Annotated in this window: 13 protein-coding genes and 1 CRISPR repeat array; of the genes, 5 read left to right on the plus strand and 8 right to left on the minus strand. The window is 61.4% G+C overall.

Annotated elements, in window-relative coordinates; genetic code table 11:
- Positions 1-2: 2 nt before the first annotated feature.
- The 7 genes from cas6e to CKJ82_RS08970 form a co-directional block, all read right to left on the minus strand.
- On the minus strand, positions 3-701 hold the full coding sequence (gene cas6e, locus CKJ82_RS08940; protein ID WP_095537841.1) for a type I-E CRISPR-associated protein Cas6/Cse3/CasE: 699 nt from the start codon (positions 699-701) through the stop codon (positions 3-5).
- On the minus strand, positions 698-1,417 hold the full coding sequence (gene cas5e / locus CKJ82_RS08945) for a type I-E CRISPR-associated protein Cas5/CasD (protein ID WP_095537842.1): 720 nt from the start codon (positions 1,415-1,417) through the stop codon (positions 698-700). Before cas5e ends, cas6e begins: the two co-directional genes overlap by 4 nt.
- Complete coding sequence (cas7e, locus tag CKJ82_RS08950) at positions 1,417-2,553, minus strand: type I-E CRISPR-associated protein Cas7/Cse4/CasC (RefSeq protein ID WP_095537843.1); 1,137 nt, start codon at positions 2,551-2,553, stop codon at positions 1,417-1,419. The genes cas5e and cas7e overlap by 1 nt, the downstream gene beginning before the upstream one ends.
- 29 nt (positions 2,554-2,582) lie before the next feature.
- Positions 2,583-3,269 (minus strand): type I-E CRISPR-associated protein Cse2/CasB, encoded by a 687-nt coding sequence (casB, locus tag CKJ82_RS08955; RefSeq protein WP_338063602.1) that lies wholly within the window; start codon positions 3,267-3,269, stop codon positions 2,583-2,585.
- Complete coding sequence (gene casA / locus CKJ82_RS08960) at positions 3,211-4,911, minus strand: type I-E CRISPR-associated protein Cse1/CasA (protein ID WP_095537845.1); 1,701 nt, start codon at positions 4,909-4,911, stop codon at positions 3,211-3,213. Before casA ends, casB begins: the two co-directional genes overlap by 59 nt.
- Positions 4,912-4,979: 68 nt before the next feature.
- Positions 4,980-7,814 (minus strand): CRISPR-associated helicase/endonuclease Cas3, encoded by a 2,835-nt coding sequence (locus tag CKJ82_RS08965; RefSeq protein ID WP_095537846.1) that lies wholly within the window; start codon positions 7,812-7,814, stop codon positions 4,980-4,982.
- A gap of 304 nt (positions 7,815-8,118) precedes the next feature.
- Positions 8,119-14,065: direct repeats of the CRISPR family, unit length 29 nt; unit sequence GTGCTCCCCGCGTGAGCGGGGATGAGCCC.
- A 104-nt stretch (positions 14,066-14,169) separates the two neighbouring features.
- Positions 14,170-14,589, minus strand: coding sequence for a DUF2316 family protein (locus CKJ82_RS08970; RefSeq protein WP_095537847.1), 420 nt, complete (start codon positions 14,587-14,589; stop codon positions 14,170-14,172).
- A gap of 47 nt (positions 14,590-14,636) precedes the next feature.
- Between CKJ82_RS08970 and leuS the strand changes: the two genes are divergently transcribed.
- The 4 genes from leuS (at position 14,637) to CKJ82_RS08990 (ending at position 20,672) form a co-directional block, all read left to right on the plus strand.
- Positions 14,637-17,453 carry a leucine--tRNA ligase gene (gene leuS, locus CKJ82_RS08975; protein ID WP_095537848.1) on the plus strand — a complete coding sequence of 939 codons (2,817 nt, stop codon included), beginning with the start codon at positions 14,637-14,639 and terminating at the stop codon, positions 17,451-17,453.
- 65 nt (positions 17,454-17,518) lie between these two features.
- Positions 17,519-18,709, plus strand: coding sequence for a hypothetical protein (locus tag CKJ82_RS08980; protein WP_095537849.1), 1,191 nt, complete (start codon positions 17,519-17,521; stop codon positions 18,707-18,709).
- A 134-nt stretch (positions 18,710-18,843) separates the two neighbouring features.
- On the plus strand, positions 18,844-19,782 hold the full coding sequence (locus CKJ82_RS08985) for a hypothetical protein (protein WP_095537850.1): 939 nt from the start codon (positions 18,844-18,846) through the stop codon (positions 19,780-19,782).
- Positions 19,783-19,865: 83 nt separating this feature from the next.
- The gene (locus tag CKJ82_RS08990; protein WP_133064058.1) at positions 19,866-20,672 is read left to right on the plus strand and encodes a hypothetical protein; all 807 of its coding nucleotides are present in this window, start codon (positions 19,866-19,868) and stop codon (positions 20,670-20,672) included.
- Between the two features lie 327 nt (positions 20,673-20,999).
- Here CKJ82_RS08990 and CKJ82_RS08995 read toward each other — a convergent pair whose 3' ends face one another.
- On the minus strand, positions 21,000-21,677 hold the full coding sequence (locus tag CKJ82_RS08995; RefSeq protein WP_095537852.1) for a DUF8453 domain-containing protein: 678 nt from the start codon (positions 21,675-21,677) through the stop codon (positions 21,000-21,002).
- 434 nt (positions 21,678-22,111) lie between these two features.
- On the opposite strand from CKJ82_RS08995, the gene CKJ82_RS09000 reads away from it, so the two are divergent.
- Positions 22,112-23,041, plus strand: a complete 930-nt coding sequence (locus CKJ82_RS09000; RefSeq protein WP_133064059.1) for a hypothetical protein — start codon at positions 22,112-22,114, stop codon at positions 23,039-23,041.
- Positions 23,042-23,902 lie beyond the last annotated feature (861 nt).

The following is a 23,902-nucleotide window of genomic DNA, read 5'->3' on the forward strand; positions in this document are numbered from 1 at the left end:
GGCTACCGCACCGGGGCAAGGGTCATGAGGCCGCAGCCGTAGCCGCGAGCGCGCCCGATGCCGTTCGCAAGCGTCTTTCGAAGCCTCTCGGCGTCGGTGACCTCAAGGGTGCCTACAAAACGTGCCTTCGCAATACGGACAGGCCGGCCACGTCGATCCGGGTTCTTAAAGAACGTGTCCGTCCAGCGTTCGGTGATGCCGACGTTCTCTAATGGGGACCAACGCGCTCTCTCCTCGTCGGGCACTTCGTCTTCCGGACGCGGTGCTAATGCAAAACCAGCCTCCGCAGCGCGCTTGTATAACCAACCAATCTGGTGGCGCACGGAAACATGTGCCTTCACCTTGCCGCGACCGCCACCATTTGCTGCGGAATAGGTCGGATTTGCAACTAGCTCAAAACGCCATCGTTGTCCGCGGGTGAGTTGGGCGAGAAACCTCTCGTAGTCCGTTGACTGCGCGGGCCGAGTATCCCAGCCAGCCTGTTCGACAATATGTGCGCCGGTGGGCTTCTCTGGTCCGACGATGTAAAGCACATGTTCGTGTTCGCCGGGGTCCACTCGCCACAAGACACGACCTGCATCCAGGTCAATGTCGTTGGGGAACGAACTCCGGACAGCCGCGTGCATCGCGTGGGTGTTGGTGAGCAATTTTGCACCGCCGCGCCGGGCGGGGTTTATCACAATCCTGGAGAGCGTTGTCATGCTCGCATCACCGCTTCGAAAAAGTCATCACGGAACTGAGGATCCTTTCCAGATGGGTTTTTCATCTCGACGTCTTCGTCGCGTACAACCTCGCGCCACCCGTAGCGGCGGTGTTGCGGGTCGAAAGAAAGCGGCACGTCTTGGCGGGGGACCGCGCCTACTTCGCCAGGTGTTCCGTCACGGTAAACGGGCAGGTAGACCTTGGTAGGCGACTCCATCATGTGCGACTTGGTGGCATACCAGTGCTGGTGTTGTTGAAGTGCTTGGGTCGCAGTTCCGTTCACTACACCAATGACCAAACCGGGATGGACAGGGCACGAACGGCGCCCCATGAAGAGCGGGTAGTGAGGCGCGCGCAGTGCTTTGGCAATTGCTTCGAGCAGCTCGCGATCGTCAGATTCCACTGCGGCAACGAATGAGGCGTCGGACAAGAAGTATCGAGTCACCAGCTTGGCGGGATCATTCGGTTCTTTCTGCCACGGCTGCGCCGTCTGGTAGTCGCGAAGGAGACTGCCGGATTGGTCGACGCGAATGGCAAGACGCAATTTTGCCAAGTCCTCGACAGGGTCGGTCCTTCGGCGCCCTTGAGCAGCTGCGATGAGGCCAATGATGCCAGATTTCGTAGGGGTGGTCGCAGTTGCGCGAGTTTGATAGCGGGATTCATCACCCCACGACTGCATGGGCCCTTTCAAGAGAAGGAGCAGGGAGCTCTTCATTATTCATCACCCATCGCGCGGTCGAGGTCTGCGTGGAGCTTCTCGGTGAGTTCGGCAAGCGTCACCTTCTCAGCGATACCGTCAAATGCATCCGCCAAGTCGCCAAGAGCCAGGACATACGCGCTGTCAGGGGTGAAGCCGTACACTTCCTGGACGTTGCGTGCTTCGTCTGCAAGACGGCGTGCGCTTTCGTGACGACGATCAGCCGATTCAGTACCCGTAACTGGTGACTCGAATGCGTTCACCAAGGAAACCGGCCGGGTGTCCCGAACTGCTACGTACAGCAGCTCCGGCAGCGTTTGGTTCGCAAACGTATTGATCTTGCCGGTTGGCATCGAAGAAACGAATGCCTCAACGAATTTCACCGCAGCGTCCCGAGCATTCGCGGGAGAATCGAGGTTCTGGGCAAGCCCATCAACATTGACGGTGGCATAGCGGTACATCGTTGAAGACATCATCTGCACAGTGCCGAGCATGCCTGCACCGGTTTCTTCGCCCTCTTCGGCGAGGTCATCAACTGCGGTGTAGAAATCGAACTCTGGTGCTGAAGCGTGGACACCGAGTGCGTGTGCGACTTGGACAGCCGCATCAACGTTGAACGCGGCGTCGTCGGCGACCATGCGTCCAAACATTGCCATATCGACAGAGTGATTTTCGTCCAGAACAGCCTGGGCTTCTTTCTTAGAGATCTTACCCTCCCAGCTTTCTCCGAGAACCTGAACTGCGTGATCAACCTGCGCAGGGCTCAGGAAAAAGAGGTACTTGGTGTGCGGGTAAGGGTTGTGTGCCGAGTCGGTGTCTTCGGTCTTTTTCGGGGCTTTCTGAACCTCGGTATCGATCTTGGCGGCCTTGAATAGCTTCTGGACGCGTTCGATCGCTTCCGCCTGATCCAGACCAGCAACTTCCTCCAGGCGCTTGGCGATCTTCTCGGGAAGACGCTTCGAGCGGTCACCGATCTGGTCCGGATCAAAGTGATCTTCGAAGTACTTGCGGATAGCGCGCTTCCACGACTGACTCGAGACACGCTGTCGCGGAACCCCGCCGAACACAGCAGTCTTGGGTGCTCCGGTGTCGTCACGGTTGATCAATGACGGCGGAACAGTTTGCAGTGCGTGGATGTCGATGACGAGAGACATGGTGGAAAACCTTCCTGGGTTGTTTGGGTTTAGGAGTTGGTGTGTTGGGACGTGGGTGCTTCGTTGGTTTCTGCAGCGTCGCCGCGGGTAGTCCCGATAGCGAAGTCACGTCCCCAGCGCAGAAGGACCCCGTCGCGGTACTGCGGGTTCTGCAAACTGCGTAGGTCGCCGGCGAAGCGCCCGTAGTCGAAGGGGATGTGGCGCGACCGCAGGAGGGAGACGAGCGACCGGAGATGCACATCGCGGGCTGCTTCTTCTCGAGATACGAGCATTGCGTCGAATCGCGACTTGATCGACTTGGAGTCGGAGAGCCTATGTAGACGGCCGCAGGCGAACCCGAACGTCTGCTCTGCAACGTGCATTGGCTGCGTTGAGCTTTGCATGTGCATGGCGAAGAGGCACAGGGCGGTGTAGGCGGCCCGCTCGGAAGGGGAAGGCGCTGTCCCCTTGCCGAGTTCCCCATCGCTGAGTTGTGGATGAAGCAGGAGCAGTACTTCCTGAAGCGCAAGAGGATCTGAGCTGACAGGGCGGCCTGCGTACTTGCGCAAATTTGCTAGGGCCCCTCTTGCTTCTGCGCCTAAAGCGGTTTGCGAGCGGTCGAGGTAATTCCGCTGAAGCGTTGAAACAGTCGTCCCTACGCTCTTGCGCAACATTGGTTCAGTCATGGTTTTCCTCCGATGCGGAGTGAGTGGATCGGGTGAGCAGGGGGAGATCATCTCGCAGCTTTCGCCGTAGCGTGCGGTACAAGGAACCCGCACTAATAATTCGCGCCGACGAACTGTCATCGGTGGAATCCTCGACACGCCCGATGAGCGCTTTCTGTCCGGCTCCTCGCACGTATTCGGCGGCGATTTCGAGTACGTTTCTGTGTACTTCCGCTTGCCAATCGATTGCCTCCTGCTCAATGTCTGTCTTCTTGAGACGACGGAGCCAGTCGATAAACTTTGGCTCAAGCAGCGTGTATAGACGGTCAGCAGCGTCTGAGTTAAACGCATAGTCGCCGCCTGCGGCCCTTAACAATTGGCCAGCGAACCATCCGAGAGACGTTGCTGCAGCCCTGGTTGCGTCGGCCGCATTCCGCACAAGGGCGCGATTTGCGCGGGAGAGGGCCTCGTCTCCGAGGAGATACGCAGGAAGGCCCATGGAAGCGCTGACGATCGTGTCCACGGATGAACTTTGAGGGCCGTATGCCATGGAGACGATGGCTAGATCGAGTACTTCATCCGTGTCTTCTTCGTATGCGATTCGGCTGAGGTTTTCAAGCGTTTCTGGCCGCTTAGGCGCATGGACTTTGCTTCCGAATCCAGCATCGTCCGCCGCAGCAATCAGGGCATCCAAGGACTTCCACATGGTCCGCTCCGTGTCGTATTGCTGGGGGTAATACGCCAGAACTCCCTTCTTGGTCTGGTTCTTGCTGAAACGATACGGAGTCATTGGGTCTCCAAAGACGTTCTTGCCTGCATCGGGGATCTTGTCGCCGTTGCTTACCAACACGCCGGTTACTCCCGTCGCATCGAACTGCAGCCGAATACGCCGTTCTTGCCATGTTGCAAGGTCAGCTGCTCCTTGAGGCGCGATGCTCTCTGCATCGGGGATTCTCTGCGTGGCGGTGTCTTGAGGACGTTCCCATACAGGTTTGTCGGCTGCCGCCTCCACACCAATAGCAGACTCTGTGGAGTTGAGCAGCAGAGTTTCGAGGAGTGTGTCGCCCCGGACCACTGTCCCGCCAGTCATTCCAGTCCAACCCGTTCCGATCGGGTAGCCTTTGCCTCCCTTTAGCCGAGGATCTCCGATTGCCCCGGATTTGATGCCCGAATAATCGTAGGCCTGTGCGTGGATTACCCACCGTGCTGCCTCGGCAAAGTCCAATGTTTCGCGGCCTTTTCCGGTACGCATAGTGAAGTAGTCGTGTTCGGCTTCGGGAATGATCCGAGAAACTGGGGCGAACATGTTTTTGGAAGTGTGCAGGTCAGCGACCTGCATGAATGGCATTTCTGGGTGGAGGAGGTCGAAGCGATCTTGGTATTGGTCGAGGTAGTCGAGCACAATCTGGTCTTTGTCGCTTTGGCGGAGATCCTCCCGCGTATCCAGGAACCAGTCAATCCAGTCGAATGAGTCAGGGCCTCCCTGAGACGACAATTGCCTTGCAAGATCGTGGTGGTGCGCACGCCAGAAGATGGCAAGTAGCACTCGAAGCACTGCGTAATCTTGCGTTGGTGAGTCACCAACCACACTCAATGGTCTTGCTGACCCATCAAAAATCTGGCGAATACTCAAGGCGCGTGAGCCTTCTGCGGTATTGCAGATAATCCAAGGCTGTTCAAGCAGATTGAACGTGGGGTGTGCAGTCTCGGTCATAGTGAGGCCTCCTTTCTAGTGCGTCGTTTGAGGAGATGTTGGGGAAACATGATCGATCGAGGTGAACTTTACGTTGGCATCCCAACAACACCTCCCCTCTCTTCGCTCAATATTTCGAGCCCTAGCGTGCTCGAGTACTTGACGGTGAACCGCCCGAGTTTCCGTTCACCGTTCTCGTCGAGGACAAGCGCGAGTTGTCCTCGCAGCAAGAAGTGTTTGGCCCACACGTCCGGGGTGGAAATTTCGAGATCGTCTACCACGGCATCAAAATCGCTATCCCACCTCGTCATTCTCGCTGGAAGGCGGACGGTACTGGATGCCAAGTGGTGCGCCGTTTTGTAATCCAAATCGGCTCCGTCAAGCACTTCGTTATCACTGCCGAACGGACGGTACCCGTATTCAGTCTGGATAATCGGGATGACCTCGACTGAGAGTTCTGCATCGCGAACCTGTGCGGTGCCTTTCTCTTCATCGCTAAGAGCGACAACGGCACCGATCTTGGTAAACAAAGCATCGAGACTCTTAAGTCCACGCGGGGAGCGGATCCTGAAGTGGGTGGAGCGCTGATGCGCCCTCTCTGCGCGTTCGAGACTGATGCTTTCCGCGCGTTTCCATTCGTCGCGAAGTTCAACAGGAACCGTGTGGCCATCCTCGCTGTAGGTGTGACGGACTAGTTGTTCGATGTCGTCGGGGCGACGGAACATCGGGGGAAGGTGCAGGAAAGTGGACAGCAGGATCTTGGGGTCGTAAATTGCGTGGGCACCACCGTCGAATTGCAGCCCTTCGCTAGACCGATTGACGCCACGGATATACACCTTGGGGGTCCGGAGCGGATCGGGGCGGTCGAACTCTTGTCGCGCATGGCGGTGAAGCCTGCCGATACGTTGGATAATGAGGTCCATGGGTGCGAGGTCGGTGATAAGGACGTCAGCATCAATATCGAGACTTTGCTCAGCAACTTGGGTGGCCACCACGACCTTGCGGTAGGGGCGACCGTGTCCGCGCGAAGCGTGCGGTCCGAGTTCGGCCCGAAGCTCGTCTTCTCTCTCGGTGCGTTGCCACGACATGAATCCTGCGTGATGAAGTTCGATGTCGTCCGGATAGTCATGAGACAGTCGCGCATATGCCTCTTGCGCCCGAGCGATGGTGTTACAGATAATGAGGGCGCAGCCGCCGTCGATAAGCAATTGGCCCATGAGTTCGTTGAGGCTATCGAGGTCATCGTCAATCAGCTCGATGGGTGCTTCAAGGTTCGTGGGGCTTGGTTCGGGCGTGACGTAATGCGAGCCGGATCGGTTGGACACTGTGATGAGTGGGTATGCAGCAGTTTGCTCGGATAGGTCGTTTCCGCTGTAGGCCTTAATGAGTGCTCGTCTGCGCTCGGGCGGAAGGGTTGCGGACATGAGAATGACCGTCGCGCCGTAGTAGGCGAGCCACTCCAGCGTCGTTGCTAGGTAGTCGGAGGTGTACGCGTCATACGCGTGAACCTCGTCGAAGATGATCACTTTGCTTGCAAGTGCAACGTGACGCAACATCGAATATCGGTGCTCGAGCGCCATCATCAGGACCTGGTCGACTGTGCCGATGGTAATGTTTGAGAGCAGACCGCGACGGCGTCCACTCATCCAGCTGCTGGCGATCACGTCGCCGCGCGCGGCCCCGCGCCCCTCGTTGGAGTAGTCCTCGGCAACCCCGCGGAATCGAAGGCGCTGGTACGGATCGGAAAGCTGATTTTTCGAGTGTGCGAGGTACAGCGACGCCACGCTCCCCGCTTCAGCGGTGTTTTTCGCCCATTCGATGGTGCGCTCAAGCAGCCCGTTCGCGGTTGCCATCGTTGGAGCAGCGAAGTAGATGCCTTGAGCGCCAGTTTGCTTACCGACGATTTGCGCTGCGGTCAGTGCCGCCTCGGTTTTTCCCACTCCCGTTTCAGCTTCAAGGACGACGATTGATGGCTCCGTGAGCTGGGAAGCTGCATCAGCCATAGCACGTTGGACGCTGCGCGCACGATAGGAATCTGGCCAGTTGAACGCCACTCGGTATTGCTCGTCGACATCCTTCACTGGCGCAATTGGGTCCCAGGGTTCCGTGAGATCTATCGCGTGAATACCGTTCTCAACTCGTTGAATCTGTGAGCACCCGGTAGTCATTGGAAAGGCGTCCGCGTTGGACGCGATCCAGTCGGAGATAACGATGAGGCCGGTCAGTATCTGTGCATCTGCCGCGCGCCAGTTCTTGAGGCGATTGACGGCGTGCAGCGCCGTTTCCGCCCCTGTAAGTTCCGTGATTGTCTCAATGAGCTCTGTATGGACTGCCTTCCATGAAGGTGGGTACTCAGCAATGGCTGTCTCGACGGTGCGGCGCTCAGGGCTTGTCGACGCCACGCCGTGGTGAGCATCGACCGTCGAAGTGAGCCATGACGCTATGCGTCGTTTCATGCCGAAATCAACGAGCCAATCCGTCAGGATGATGCCGGAGCAGACGCCGTGCGGCATCTTAGACTGCACCTCGAGGCTATTGAGGGTAAGGGGAAGCCCCGTATCACTTACTTGACCGACGAGATACGCGTACTGCGGATTTTGCTCAATTTGAGTTTGGAAAGGGCGGGTGGCTTTCCCGATATCGTGAAGTCCTGCGAGCCAAACGTAGAGGTTGCGCAGCTGTTCGGTGGAGATCCCGAGATTCGTTGACAAGTTACGCTTCATTTGGCCAGGTACCCACGTATCGAAGACGCAGGCTGCGACGCAAGCAGTGTCCGCTAAATGCTGGGGGAGGGACAGAAACCCTGATTCGTCACCGGACTTCGCCCAGAGCGCTTGTGATTGTGGGCTCAGTGAAACGAGCCGCGAATCGAACGCGTGGGCGAGTTTGTGTGCAAAGTGTGGCACGCGGTGTTGGCCATTCATGGTTAGCTCTCTATGGAAGGGTTAAAACTGCTTGAATAATGTCTGTGTATGAAGTGTAGCGCGTTCCGTAATTTTTCGCACTTTCACGAACAAACTAGTTGGAAAAAATATGACGTAAGGTAAAGCCTACGCCTCTTGAGCGGGGCTTTTGCTCAGTATAAATTTGATTCCATCCCCGCGGTCGCTGGGATGAGCCCTAGTTTGGGCGTGAAAGTAATTCATCCCCGCGCTAGCGGGGCTTCGGTTCTTGGAGAAGTTGAATGCTAAGATCGGGAACAGCTCGAATATCCGCTGGTCATTCAGTGTGCTCCCCGCGTGAGCGGGGATGAGCCCGCACTGCCCGTCTCTGTGGGATACGCCGCCTGGTGCTCCCCGCGTGAGCGGGGATGAGCCCCTAGAGACGGAGGGATGGCAGCGCATGGTGGAGTGCTCCCCGCGTGAGCGGGGATGAGCCGCTCGTCTGCGACCTCGCGCAGCGTGTCAAGCGGTGCTCCCCGCGTGAGCGGGGATGAGCCCTGCCGCCGCTGCGCGTCGGCCCGGGCATGGTTGTGCTCCCCGCGTGAGCGGGGATGAGCCCTGTGCAAGGACCTGCGTAACCAGGTCGAGCCCGTGCTCCCCGCGTGAGCGGGGATGAGCCCTCCCGCCTGTCGGCTTGGCGTGATACCGTCGCGTGCTCCCCGCGTGAGCGGGGATGAGCCCATGGCGAGTCTCCTTTTTGGTGTTTGAGCAGGGTGCTCCCCGCGTGAGCGGGGATGAGCCTCGGGGTCACACCATGCTTACGCAGCGAAGGCCGTGCTCCCCGCGTGAGCGGGGATGAGCCGAAGGGCGGCACGACCAGCCCGGACGTGATCGAGTGCTCCCCGCGTGAGCGGGGATGAGCCCTTGCGTCCTTGCCGAGTGCCGAAATCGACAGCGTGCTCCCCGCGTGAGCGGGGATGAGCCGAAAACGACCAAGCCCGCCACCAGGGCTGCAACGTGCTCCCCGCGTGAGCGGGGATGAGCCCGGCGCGCGGCTAGCTCGTTCCCGCCGAGTGCGGTGCTCCCCGCGTGAGCGGGGATGAGCCATGTGGGCGACTTCGTCGACGGTGAGGTAGTCCGTGCTCCCCGCGTGAGCGGGGATGAGCCGGAAGCCGTACAACGCGAATGGCGACAGTCCCGGTGCTCCCCGCGTGAGCGGGGATGAGCCCGTTCGGGGCGCTTGCCGGAGTCGCCGATTACTGTGCTCCCCGCGTGAGCGGGGATGAGCCCCCGGCACCGGATAGCCATCGTCATCTACACCAGTGCTCCCCGCGTGAGCGGGGATGAGCCCGCTATCGGGTCGATTATGCCGGACAGGATTCGGTGCTCCCCGCGTGAGCGGGGATGAGCCCGGTGGCTGCAGCTCGCGGCGAAGCAAGCGGTGGTGCTCCCCGCGTGAGCGGGGATGAGCCCGAGCAGTTGCGCGCGCTGGCAGACGAAGAGCTGTGCTCCCCGCGTGAGCGGGGATGAGCCCAACGACGCCGGCGATGTTCACTCCGGCTCGTAGTGCTCCCCGCGTGAGCGGGGATGAGCCGGGCAAAGGCGGCCACGTGAGGAACGTGCCGGTGTGCTCCCCGCGTGAGCGGGGATGAGCCGGGCAAAGGCGGCCACGTGAGGAACGTGCCGGTGTGCTCCCCGCGTGAGCGGGGATGAGCCCGCGGGGATCGGCACCAGGGCGACGGCGGTGAGGTGCTCCCCGCGTGAGCGGGGATGAGCCCACCAGCAATTGGGGCATAAGTGCGGATTGCGAGTGCTCCCCGCGTGAGCGGGGATGAGCCCCTTGGAGCAGACATGATGATAGACCAAGCACTGTGCTCCCCGCGTGAGCGGGGATGAGCCCTCAAAGCACCGACGGCGCACCGACACACTATTGTGCTCCCCGCGTGAGCGGGGATGAGCCCGCGAAAGCAACACTCGGCCAACAATTCCTCCCGTGCTCCCCGCGTGAGCGGGGATGAGCCCCCGGTCGTGGTGTTCGGCGAGGCTAACGACTAGTGCTCCCCGCGTGAGCGGGGATGAGCCCGCGATCCGCGCGGCCCTGCCCAACGTCACCACGTGCTCCCCGCGTGAGCGGGGATGAGCCCGAGTATGTGATTTGGTCAACGGTGGTTGATCTGTGCTCCCCGCGTGAGCGGGGATGAGCCCTTTCCGGTCGTTGTGTCGTAACTTTCCGCCCGGTGCTCCCCGCGTGAGCGGGGATGAGCCCGGGCTCGCCACCCACGCCTACGGGTTTGTGGTGTGCTCCCCGCGTGAGCGGGGATGAGCCCTGGCGAAGCGTCAAGTCGAGGAGCAGCAGCGCGTGCTCCCCGCGTGAGCGGGGATGAGCCCCGCGTTCAAAGTGCTCAACACAGTCATTGCCGGTGCTCCCCGCGTGAGCGGGGATGAGCCCAGCTTTGCTGTTGGCTTCCGTCGCCTTGGTGTGTGCTCCCCGCGTGAGCGGGGATGAGCCCGTCTCCCCCACCACTTCAACATCTATCGGCTCGTGCTCCCCGCGTGAGCGGGGATGAGCCCGGGCCGGTTGATCCGTTGGTGATCGTGCCACGGTGCTCCCCGCGTGAGCGGGGATGAGCCCTTCGCGGCGCGGGATTGCGCGTCTTTGGCAACGTGCTCCCCGCGTGAGCGGGGATGAGCCCGAACAGACCGGCCAGGGCGGCGGGTGGAATAAGTGCTCCCCGCGTGAGCGGGGATGAGCCCGGGGCGACGGACATGCGCGCCAGCGCCGCGTGCGTGCTCCCCGCGTGAGCGGGGATGAGCCCCTGATTGAGCCGTGCTGGTGGTTCCGCACCGAGTGCTCCCCGCGTGAGCGGGGATGAGCCAAAGTGGCTGGGCAAGGTCGAAGACCACGCCCTGTGCTCCCCGCGTGAGCGGGGATGAGCCCAAGATGTCGGCTCGGCAGACCGGGCTGCACCGGTGCTCCCCGTGTGAGCGGGGATGAGCCAAAGGCAGCGGGCGCAGAACTGTCCCCGGACATGTGCTCCCCGCGTGAGCGGGGATGAGCCCGTGCGCTCGTGGTCTCCCGGAAGGACGCGGTCGTGCTCCCCGCGTGAGCGGGGATGAGCCCGACCACACGGCGCTCATCGGGTGCCGGATGGAGTGCTCCCCGCGTGAGCGGGGATGAGCCACCTAAGCGGCGCGCGGCGGCGTTGGCGAAAGCGTGCTCCCCGCGTGAGCGGGGATGAGCCCAATCTCACCCGCGACAACGTGCAAACACTCACGTGCTCCCCGCGTGAGCGGGGATGAGCCCGACCGACCCACGGGTACCGGCGTGGTGCTGGAGTGCTCCCCGCGTGAGCGGGGATGAGCCGCGGAGACAGAAACCATCGCGCACGCCCTGCTCGTGCTCCCCGCGTGAGCGGGGATGAGCCCACGGTATTCACAGCGCCGGTCGCCTGCTCGAGGTGCTCCCCGCGTGAGCGGGGATGAGCCCTGTCGGTGAAGTGGGCGGAGTCGGTGACTAAGGTGCTCCCCGCGTGAGCGGGGATGAGCCCTCGCTTGAGCCAATGAGTCGCTGGGACGCGCTGTGCTCCCCGCGTGAGCGGGGATGAGCCCTGCTCAGCACCGGCAAGGTCGTACGGCCCGGCGTGCTCCCCGCGTGAGCGGGGATGAGCCCTGAGACGAGCCCCGCGGTGCCGGACAATTCCAGTGCTCCCCGCGTGAGCGGGGATGAGCCCGAGGTGCTGCACATGGCGGGAAGCCTGCTTGGGTGCTCCCCGCGTGAGCGGGGATGAGCCCTCGACCGGGACGGCGACGGCGTCGCCTGCGAAGTGCTCCCCGCGTGAGCGGGGATGAGCCCCTCCTGCACAACCACCTCGAAGGCTGATCGCTGTGCTCCCCGCGTGAGCGGGGATGAGCCCACGCGAAAGGAGAACAGCCATGAGCCGGTGGGGTGCTCCCCGCGTGAGCGGGGATGAGCCCCCGCTGGTGCTGAATTCCACGGATCTTGCTGGGTGCTCCCCGCGTGAGCGGGGATGAGCCGGGCCTGGGAAATAGCGCGCAGGATGTGTCCGAGTGCTCCCCGCGTGAGCGGGGATGAGCCCCAGCCGCCGAGGTCGCCGGGGAGGAGGCGGTGGTGCTCCCCGCGTGAGCGGGGATGAGCCGGAGTACAGCACCGACGAGGACGCGCCGGAAGCGTGCTCCCCGCGTGAGCGGGGATGAGCCCGAGGCCATCGCCCGCGAGATCATCGCCCCGCTGTGCTCCCCGCGTGAGCGGGGATGAGCCGCGGTTGAGGATCGCCGGTGGAGTGATAGACCGGTGCTCCCCGCGTGAGCGGGGATGAGCCCGCGCGCTCACCGCGCACGGACGTGCCACTGTCGTGCTCCCCGCGTGAGCGGGGATGAGCCGTCCAGCGGTTTATCCGCATGGCGGAAGTCGCCGTGCTCCCCGCGTGAGCGGGGATGAGCCCGACGTACCGGCGTGGAATCAGCTCACCGACCGGTGCTCCCCGCGTGAGCGGGGATGAGCCGAACTTTTTGGTGAGCATGTCGCCCTCCTCCTTGTGCTCCCCGCGTGAGCGGGGATGAGCCGTATGCCAGGCTGCGGAAGCCCCAGCGCCCTCAGTGCTCCCCGCGTGAGCGGGGATGAGCCCTGTGCGCATCGCACATTCAGACCCTTGTTCAGGTGCTCCCCGCGTGAGCGGGGATGAGCCCGCATAATTTTGTGCCAATCTACTGAGGTTAATGTGCTCCCCGCGTGAGCGGGGATGAGCCCATGTCGGTCGGTCTGTGGATGGATCATGGTCTGTGCTCCCCGCGTGAGCGGGGATGAGCCCCCACTCGGGGACATCGAACTGGATTGTCCAGTGTGCTCCCCGCGTGAGCGGGGATGAGCCCCGCCTAGCCAATCTACGGTACGGAACTTCCACGTGCTCCCCGCGTGAGCGGGGATGAGCCCGTCACCACCGCCAAGCATCGACTCCACCGCCTGTGCTCCCCGCGTGAGCGGGGATGAGCCCTACCAACATGACCTGACAGTGAGTTCAACCGCGTGCTCCCCGCGTGAGCGGGGATGAGCCCCTCAATCGCAAGGCTATCGGCATAGAAGTCGAGTGCTCCCCGCGTGAGCGGGGATGAGCCCGGCCAACGCCGACCGCAGTAGTCGACGAGCCAGTGCTCCCCGCGTGAGCGGGGATGAGCCCCAAATGCCGGTGCGGTCTACGACCAAGCGCATGTGCTCCCCGCGTGAGCGGGGATGAGCCCATGCGGTCGCTGAGCGTGTTAAAGGCATGGTCGTGCTCCCCGCGTGAGCGGGGATGAGCCCGCCGACGAAAACCACGACTTTTTTAGCGGCAGGTGCTCCCCGCGTGAGCGGGGATGAGCCCAGCGGAATGGTCACGGTGGACTTCGGCGGCACGTGCTCCCCGCGTGAGCGGGGATGAGCCGGGAATGAGGTCACAGCAGGCGCGACGCTCAGGGTGCTCCCCGCGTGAGCGGGGATGAGCCCCCTGGCCCACCTTGTTTGCCGTCGTGGTGGGGGTGCTCCCCGTGTGAGCGGGGATGAGCCCCGAAAGCCCGACATTCATTCCGCGACTCATGGGTGCTCCCCGCGTGAGCGGGGATGAGCCCCTGATAATCGGCGGGTAGCCGTAGGCGGCGCAGTGCTCCCCGCGTGAGCGGGGTTGAGCCCCGCAGGTACTCGCTGAAGCGGAGCTCGCGGCCGTGCTCCCCGCGTGAGCGGGGATGAGCCGTCCGCAAAGTCACCGTCGACAACGTCGAGGTCGTGCTCCCTGCATGAGCGGGGATGAGCCCACAGTGTGCTCAGCGCCAGGCTGCCCGGCCGCGTGCTCCCCGCGTGAGCGGGGATGAGCCCAGCGCAGCGCCGAGTTCGCCGGTCACTGGTTCGTGCTCCCCGCGTGAGCGGGGATGAGCCCAAGGGCGGCGGACTGTCCCGCACGGTGGTTGAGTGCTCCCCGCGTGAGCGGGGATGAGCCCCCTGAAGTAACAACAAATCCTTTTTGTACCGGGTGCTCCCCGCGTGAGCGGGGATGAGCCGTACAAGGCGATGGGCTCTACATCACCAACTACGTGCTCCCCGCGTGAGCGGGGATGAGCCGTACAAGGCGATGGGCTCTACATCACCAACTACGTGCTCCCCGCGTGAGCGGGGATGAGCCCATCACCGCCTACCTCACAGAAGGGCGCCTGCGGTGCTCCCCGCGTGAGCGGGGATGAGCCCTGGCCCTTAGCCGCGTACACGCCCACCTTGCCGTGCTCCCCGCGTGAGCGGGGATGAGCCGTCGCAAAGCGTGTGAGGCAGTCCGGTGGCAGCCGTCGCCCCTTCGTAGCTGCCGCGTTTGTTTCATCGCAACATCACTTGCGGGTCCGCTCCGCCACCGCCGATCTAATTGCCGCGCTGACGCACACCCTTCCAAAACCAACCCAAGGCGCTCCCGGCCGCAGCCTTCCCCGCCATCCTGCTAACTAACGGCCGAAATCGCGCTGCCCCACGCGGAGTAGGAAACCAAACCCCCCACCGATAGTCCTCCACTCCGAACCACATCCGGGCGCGCTTCCGGTTCGCCTCGGTGAGGCTGGAGTAGGGCACGAGCTCCCCGCCCGCCTCCTTCACCGCGGTCTTCAGGGTGTCGCGCACCATCCAGACGTGCAGTGGGTGTGGGGTGGTGACGGCGAGGGCTTGGGTGACGTGGGCGTCGTTAAGCGTGAGGCGCTTGGCAATGCCGGAAACGGTGAGGCCGGAGCGCTCGAAGTTGGCGGCGAGCTCGCGCCGCGTGGCGCCCATTTGCTGGGCATTAAGCGACATGCTGCGCAGTGTACGCCGGCTCGGGGCGGGCACTACACTGCTTAACTATGACTGACGCGACCCCGCACCGCTATTCCGCCGAGCTGGCCAACGACATTGAGCAGAAATGGCAGTCGTACTGGCGCGAGCACGGCACGTTTAACGCCCCCAACCCGGTCGGCGACCTGGCTACCGGCGAGGAGCTCCCGAAGGAGAAGCTCAACGTCCAGGACATGTTCCCGTACCCCTCGGGCGCGGGCCTGCACGTGGGCCACCCGCTGGGCTACATCGCGACGGACGTGTACGCGCGCTACAACCGCATGCTGGGCAAGAATGTCCTGCACACCCTGGGGTACGACGCGTTCGGTCTGCCTGCGGAGCAGTACGCCATCCAGACGGGTACGCATCCGCGCACGACCACGGAGAAGAACATCGACAACATGACCCGCCAGCTGGACCAGCTGGGCCTGGGGCACGACAAGCGCCGCTCCGTGGCAACGACGGACCCGGAGTTTTACAAGTGGACGCAGTGGATCTTCCTGCAGATCTACAACGCCTGGTTCGACGAGGAGCAGCAGAAGGCTCGCCCGATCGAGGACCTGGTGCGCGACCTCATGACCGGCGCGCGCACGACCAAGGACGGCCGCAACTTCCGCGACCTCACCACGGCGGAGAAGCACCAGGCTATCGACGAATTCCGCCTCGTCTACCTCGACGACTCGATGGTCAACTGGTGCCCCGGCCTGGGCACGGTGCTGGCTAACGAGGAGGTCACGGCGGAGGGCCGCTCGGAGCGCGGCAACTTCCCGGTCTTCCGCAAGCGCCTGCGCCAGTGGATGATGCGCATCACCGCCTACTCGGACCGCCTGCTCGAAGACCTTGACCTGCTGGACTGGCCGGACAAGGTGAAGAGCATGCAGCGCAACTGGATCGGCCGTTCGCGCGGCGCGGAGGTCAACTTCGACTCCGCCGCGGGCGACATCACCGTCTTCACCACCCGCCCGGATACGCTGTTCGGCGCCTCCTTCGTCGTGCTCGCCCCCGAGCATGGGCTTGTCGACGCCCTCGTGGCCGACACCTACCCCGCCGGCACCGACGAGCGCTGGACCAATGGCCAGGCCACCCCGCGCGAGGCCGTGGACGCCTACAAGCGCTCCATCGCCGCCAAGTCCGACGTTGAGCGCCAGGAGAACAAGGAAAAGACCGGCGTCTTCCTGGGCACGTACGCCACTAACCCGGTCAGCGGCGAGCAGGTCCCCATCTTCATCGCGGACTACGTGCTCACCGGTTACGGCACGGGCGCGGTCATGGCGGTGCCGGCGCACGACGACCGCGACTACGAGTTCGCCACCGCCTTCGGCCTGCCCATCGTCCCCGTGATCGAGGGCGACGTCTCCGAGGCCGCGTTCACCGGCGATGCAACGCACATTAACTCCGCCAACGCTGATGGTCTTGACCTGAACGGGTTGGGGAAGGCCGAGGCGATTGAAGCGGCGCTGCGGTGGATCGTCGAGAAGCGCAAGGGCGCCGAGAAGATCCAGTACAAGCTGCGCGACTGGCTGTTCGCCCGCCAGCGCTACTGGGGCGAGCCCTTCCCGATCGTGTACGACGAGCACGGCCAGGCGCACTCCATCCCGGAGGACCAGCTGCCGGTCGAGCTGCCGGACGTGGAGGACTACAAGCCGGTCTCCTACGAGCCGGACGATGCGGACTCCGAGCCCTCGCCGCCGCTGGCCAAGGCGAAGGATTGGGTCGAGGTGCGCATGGACCTGGGCGATGGGGAGAAGACCTACTGGCGCGACACCAACGTCATGCCGCAGTGGGCCGGTTCCTCCTGGTACCAGCTGCGCTACGTCGACCCGACCAACGAGAACGCCTTCTGCGACCTGGAGAACGAGCGCTACTGGACCGGCCCGCGCGGCGAGAACGACCCGGGCGGCGTGGACCTGTACGTCGGCGGCGTCGAGCACGCGGTGCTGCACCTGCTCTACGCCCGCTTCTGGCACAAGGTGCTCTTTGACCTGGGCTTTGTTAGCTCCAGGGAGCCGTACCGCCGCCTGTTCAACCAAGGCTACATCCAGGCCTACGCCTACACGGATTCCCGCGGCGTGTACGTCCCGGCCGCCGAGGTGGAGGAGAAGGACGGCAAGTTCTTCTTCGACGGAGCCGAAGTCAACCGCGAGTACGGCAAGATGGGCAAGTCGCTGAAGAACGCGGTCGCCCCGGACGACATCGCCACCGACTTCGGCGCGGACACCCTGCGCGTCTACGAGATGTCGATGGGCCCGCTGGACACCTCCCGCCCGTGGGCGACGAAGGACGTCGTGGGCGCGCACCGCTTCCTGCAGCGCCTGTGGCGCCTGGTGGTCAGCGAGGAGACTGGCGAGGCCAACGTCACCGACGCCGAACTTTCCGAGGACGACGCGAAGCAGCTCCACCGCACCATCGCGGGCGTGCGCGACGACTACGAGCACCTGCGCGACAACACCGTGGTGGCCAAGCTCATTGAGTACGTCAACTACCTCACCAAGGCGTACCCGCAGCAGGCCCCGCGCGCCGCGGTGACCCCGCTGGTGCAGATGGTTGCGCCGGTCGCCCCGCACATTGCCGAGGAGCTGTGGGCCAAGCTCGGCCACGCCGACACGATCACGTTCGAGCGCTTCCCAACCTTCGACGAGTCGCTGCTCACCGATGACACGGTGGAGATTCCCGTGCAGATCAACGGCAAGGTCAAGGCTCGCATCAACGTCGCCGCCGACGCTTCCAAGGAGGACATGGAACAGGCAGCGCTTGACGACGCCCGCGTGACCGAACTCACCAGCGGCAAGCAGATCGTCAAGACGATCGTGGTGCCGGGCCGCATGGTCAACCTGGTGGTGAAGTAGGGAAGTCCTGTCCGTCCCCTGCCGAGGCGGGCGTTATCGGTGGGGCGGCTGTTATTATCGGCCGCATGACTACACCGAACAATGGAAACACCCCGGGCGACAATAGCCCGAGCGGGGACTCCCCGTACGGCTACGAGCCGTACCCCGACAACCCGGCGGGGAGCCACCCGGAGAACACTGGCTCCTCCGCGTGGAACCCGGACAGCGCCGACTCCGCCGGCACCACCGGTTCCGGTCAGTCCGACTTCGGCCAGAACAGCGCTGACGCCTACGGCGCGAACGGCTACGGTTCCAACGAGTACGGCTCCAACAGCTACGGCGCCAGCGGCTCCAACACGTACGGCCAGGGCGGCTTCGGCCCGAACGGGTACGAACAGTTCGATGTGAACGCCGCGGCTGGTGCCGCCGGCGCGACCGCGCTGCGCTACCACGGCCAGGAGCTCACCGACGGCACCTACGGCGACGGCGCGACCCCGCACCCGATCAATGACCCGGCCAACAACGGCTGGACGCACACCAAGGGCAACGGCAAGCTGAACATTACCGACGCGTTCTCCTGGGCCTTTAAGACCACGTTCTCCAACTGGAAGGTCTGGATCGTCCTCGGCCTCATTGCGTGTGCGTGGCAGTGGCTCACGATGATCGTCCCGACCGGCGTACTCGGCATTGTCCCGTTGTTTGTGTACCCGGTGTTCTTCTCTGCCGCGCTGCAGCAGACGCTGGCCCGCTCGTTCGGGTGGGGCGACATCAAGACTCCCGCGTACGGGAAGACCCTGGGTGTTCTGGCGGTCTTTTTTGCAGTTGTTACCGTCGGCATGTTTGTGTTCCTCACCATTGGCATGGTTGCCGGCTTCAGCAGCGTGGACCTCAACGCATTGCCAGAGAACCCGACAAGCCCGGAGGACTTCGAGGCGCTGCTTCCCCTGCTCGGCCCGCTCCTCGGCTCCATGGGCCTGCTCATGCTCATCGCATGGTTCGTATCTCCGTTCCTCATGATGACCGTGTGGTACGCCTCTGAGAACAACGGCTCCTTCGGTCAGGCGTTTAGCAAGGGCTTTGCCGACGGCAAGCGAAACTACCTGCCGCTGCTGGGGCTGGCTGTGCTTGCTGGCCTGCTCAGCTTCGTGGGCTACGTCCTTGCGTTCCTCGGCATGATCATTGCCACCCCGGTCGTGCTCCTCGCGCAGGCGCACGCGTACCGCCAGATCTCCGGCGGCCCGGTCCCGGTGGAGGACGAGTTCCCGGCGCAACTCTAAGCGTTTAACCCCGCACCGCCCCGCGCAGCCCACCGGCTGCGTGGGGCGTTCGCTATGTATCACTCACATTGCATTGTGATACAACGCTCACTTTCTGGTCGCGCAATGGTCCGCACCTTGTTACGCTCCGAACTATGACGAGACCGGAATCCCCGTACGGCCCCGATAACAACCCCGATAACAACCCAGCGTTCCACGGCTACGACCAGTACCCCGCGACCGGTTCGAACGCACCGCAGCCCAGCATCCTCTCCCATTCCGTGAACGCCATGAAGTTCCACGGCAAGCGGCTTATCGACGACACCTTTGGCGACGGCCGCACCGCGCACCCCATCAACGCCCCTGAGCGCAACGGGTGGATCCACATGAAGGGCACCGGCAAGCTCAATATCGGCGAGGCGCTCACCTGGGGCGTGAACACCACGTTCTCCCGCTGGAAGTTCTGGATTCCGTGCGGGCTCGGGCTGCTGTTGGCCTTGTTGGTTGGCCTGATCCCGTTCGTCGGGTGGCTAGTCATAGCCGCCTTGTACCCGCTCTGCCTCTCCTTGGGGCTGAAGCAGACGCTGGTGTACAAGAACGAGACATCGGAGCAGGGCACATCCACCTTCTGGGTGACGCTCGGCATGTATATGCTGACCGGGATCATGTCGCTTGGCGCCCTCGCGCTGATCGTCGCCATTGCTGAGCTGCTGCGCCTGGCCACTGGCAATCCTGCGCCTCCTCTACCTGCGGGGTACCCGGTTGTGGAACCGGAGTTGACCCCCTTTGATTACGTCGCCTTCTTCTTGTTCTTGGCCACCCTGCCGTTCTTCTGTCTGCAGGTCTGGTACGCGGCGGACAACGGCGCCGATTTCGGCGGCTGCATCGTCAGGGGGTTCAAGGCGGCGCAGCGCAACTACCTGCCGTTGCTGGGGCTCATCGTTGTCTCGTTCCTCATCTTCGTCCTCGGCGGGGTAGCGGTGGGCGTCGGCCTCATCGTCGCGGTGCCCGTCATCATCCTCACCTGGGCGCATGCCTACCGGCAGATCTCGGGTGGCCCGGTGCCGTCGAAAAGCACGCTCTCTGTACGCTAACGGTGCGCTAACGGTAAAGGGCTGAGGTCACGGATTGGTATCGGCCCCAAACATTTCCCCCAATCGCTGCTAGTCTCAGGCGCATGAGCACCCCGAATGGTGGGCAGAGTCCGTACACGGAGCACAGCAACCCGCCGCCGATGCAGCCCGCGGGCGGGCTGCGCCTCCTGCCCGCCTACGCGTGGGCGGTGCGCGCCTGGGTAACCAACCTGATCATCTGGGGTCCGCTGAGCCTCATCTGCTTCATCGGGTTGTCAACGCGGTTTTGGCAAACGTTCGCTCTCCTGGCGGTGCCGGTGTTGATTTCGCTCGCGATGCAGCAAACCACGGTGCGGCGACTCAAGCTCGATGAGATCAGCGTGCCCGGCTTTGCCAACCTCCTGGTCCTCGCGTTCCTCTTCGGGCTCTTTGTCGGCGGCTTCGCCATCACCTTGTTCTTCGTGTTCCTTGGCGCGTCGATGTGGAGGTTCGACCCGAGCGGGCATACGCCGGAACAGCCCTGGTACGAGGCCGGCACGACATACGTCTTGCTCGGTGGCGTACTCATCTTCACCGCGGCGACAGCCTTCGTCGCGTTTGTCCCGTTCGCCGCGGCGGACGGCCGCACCAGCTTCGGCTCCGCGGTCACACTGGGCCTACGCGCGTCGGTGCGGAACTGGTTCAAGGTATTTCTCGCGGTCGCCGCCCCCTACGCCTTGATGATCGTGGCGGTGTGGAATGATCTCACCATGTTCCCCGGCTCCAGGTACCTCACCTGCGGCGTCGCCGCGCTCGTCTTCCCGCTCCTGTTCCTCGCCCTCGCACACGGGTACCGCCAGGTCACCGGGGGCTTCCCGCTTATCGACGCCACCGCACACCCCAACCGAAGTCGGTTAGCTTCGATTCTATAGACGCCGTCGAGCTATCCCTAAGGAGACCTATGTGCATGTTTCGAATTTCTGAATAACTTTCTGCAATGTTCCTCGTCGTGTTCTCAAGCCATTTGAGGTGTTGGTTGGAGGCGGCCGGGGCTTGGCCTTGGAGCTGTTCGAAGGCGTACTCTTCGCCCTCCCCATAGGAAATGAACCTTGGCCTAGTCAGTTGCCTTGCTCCATTCAAATATAAAAGCGTTTGTTTCAAATTTCGATGAGCAGTAACTGGCGCTGAACGCGTTGAAGCTCAAGTTTTGTTTCTTCGACAGGGAGGCGTATTTTAATGTGTCAGAACGTGCAAGGTTTTCAGAGTTTCCGGGAAATCCTCCCAAGCATGCGATTGTTTTCTTGTATGTCCCTCGAAAGCTGTTTCTCAAAGTTCAGCTTGCCATTGGTCGTAATGCTATTGGTCCGAAAATCCGAGCCGATTACGCTGCGAACATTCAGCTCAAAACGTTCTGAGTAGTGATTGTTCAGCTCATCATCGTACTCCAATAGGGCGAACATAATTCCGGGCACGCCCTCTGCAGAGTCCGAGATTGAATCGCCATCCAAGAGCTTTCCTTCAGGTTGCAGCCAATATGCAACGTCTACTTGATGGCCTGGAACCCAAGTGGAAAAGACTGTGTTGCTAAAAATCGATTTGACGCGTCTTATTGGCGAGTAATGGGAACCTCCAGCAGTGGCTTCATTCTGTCCTGTCGTGTTAGGTAGATCCGGATCAAAACTAACCTTCACGTTCTTTGCCACAGACTTTCCTCGATTGGAAACCATCAGACGTAAAGTTTCTTCTGCGTAATCTGGCATCAAGATTTCAGCCATCATCATTGGACGATTGGCGTTAATGCTGATCTGCCTATTTAGACGTAACGAACGCCGTGCTACGAGGAGGGAAACGAGGGCGATTAGAGCGATGGTTGCGTTGATTAAGACGTTAGTCCTTTCGGCTGTCCACCAGCTCGCAAAGTCTAAGAAATGTTCCATTCATCAATCGTATCTCTATTTCACTATCACTTGCTGTGCTATGAGCAGTGGGGGTGTCTGCCCCCCTGTGCACGACAAACCGAGATTATCGTACTCACTTTCTGTGTTCGGGTAAATGGTGCAGCTCACAACCACAACAACTTGCTGCCGCTCAACGGTAATAAATGGCGCCGTGTTGACTGCAGCGTTGGGAAATTAGCCGAACGGCTGCAGGTGAGCGGCTGTAAGGTAGCGTCAAGACTACTTTGACTGATTTGGTGCGCCGCGTCGAAATAGTGGAGTGGAGGAGGGTCTTCGTCAATGGCCTACCGTAACGTCGACCCGGGGCCGGTGCCGGTGAGTTCTTTGACTTGTGGAGGCGCGGCGTAACGATAGGGGCATTCCCTCCACATGTTTCCCGACCCTCCGATCAGTAGCAATGTTAAATTGGTCTCATGGATAACCCATGGAAAGATCTAGCCACTGACAACGGCGAATATGTGGCACGTTGCGATAAAGATGACCTTGATGAGCTGATGAGTGAGATCACGGATGCTGAATATCAGCTTCAGCTCGATGTTCTACCTGAGCCGTTTATTGGGGATCCTTCCACCGCTTCTTTTGTGGTGCTGCAGCTCAATCCGGGTAGCAGCCGCTCAGACGATTATAAGCGGAAGATCTCTAGTGACGTCACGGCCTTCGGTCCTAAATACGAAGAAATTCGCGCTAATCTTTCCGGTGAAAAAAGGGAAATGTATTGGGCTGAACCCACTCCGAATTTCGGGGAGGGTGACAAGGAACTTTATAGTGCTCCCCATGCATGGTATTTCGGGGCGGAAATCGAGACGGAATCTGGATGGAAGTCTCTCTTTAATAATGCCCGTTTTAAGCTGCTACTGCTTGCGCTGAGTTCACCACGCGCGAGGGAAGATCTGAGAGCACTTAAAAAACCCAATATCGATAACTTCCATGACGTTGTTGTGGCTACTGAGGGTGAGAATTTTCCTTCGAGCCTCGACCGTGCCTACGGGATTCTTAGGAAAAAGTTCGCCGTAATCGAATACTTTCCGTACCATTCCGAAAAGGCGGATACAGAGACGATCTATGAATGTGAACTACCTAGCCAAGCGTACACAAAGTACCTTCTTGCACAGGCGCTTGACAGTGGTGCCAGCATTTTCTTGACAAGGGCGGTCACCAAATGGGGAAGTCTCACGCCGATATTGTCCAAACACGATGAGCGGTTGATCGTTGCATCTAGCAGTTACAATATAGCCTTTACGCCAAATAATGTTCGCAAGTGGAACAGTGCTACGGAGAAGCCGGGGGATAAGGATCCCAACCTATTCTGGAAGGTCGTAGAAAAGCTCGATCCGCAGGAATGAGGTCGAAGAACACATTGCCCGCGAAGCAACTGCCTGAACCTTTCGTCCTGTTCTGGGAACTTCTAGACGGTGGTTCCTAAGCAGCCCTCATCCCCAGGCGTTTCGAAAAAGTCGGACGATTGATCGCGGTAACGGCTCTGCGGAGGCGAACGCGAGTTCAGGGAGCACTTCGAGCGTAAGAGGAGCGGAAACGACATCGACCTAGAGACGCCGATGTTCCCTGTGGTGCGAAGTGAGCTGAAGGAGTAAGTGACGCTCCTCCACTGGCAAATGAGCAACGGCTAGCACTGGGAAGTACCAGAATAGGTAGTGCGGGCTCCGCTCGGCGTTTTCGCAGTGGCTTTCGCCGTACTCATTTGTTCAGAACAGGCGACACCGTCTGCGTGCCAATGCTTCGATCACTCAGATCGTACCCACAACCCGGGTTCGGGTAAATCTGCACTCTCAGTGTCTTTTGCAGACAAATTATGAACAGTTAGTTGAGGGATGTTAGTTGAGGGACATGGCTAAAACTAGGGTTGCCCATCTTGCAGGGTTGATAAAACTACTTTCGGATTGGCTGGGAATTGAAAACCAATAACGTTTTGACCGCAGATCGGGATCGGCAAGGTTGGATCATCTCAGATGGACATGCGCCAATTTCAGCATCGTTATCACGACAAGGTGGTCAGTGTGTGATCTCACTGGTTTCGGAATATGCCGAGTCTAAGGAACGTTGGACGGGTTCGGTAAATTGTTCAGACCACTGATTTAGTAACGCCATGGTGAGGATCGAGTAACGCCCGGGTGAGTATCCAGTAACACCCGGGCGTTTGGGGTTGGGTGGGGTTAGTGGGTTAGGCGCATGTTGTCTCCTTCTAG

This window comes from Corynebacterium gottingense, from assembly GCF_002285125.1.
Classification (GTDB): domain Bacteria; phylum Actinomycetota; class Actinomycetes; order Mycobacteriales; family Mycobacteriaceae; genus Corynebacterium; species Corynebacterium gottingense.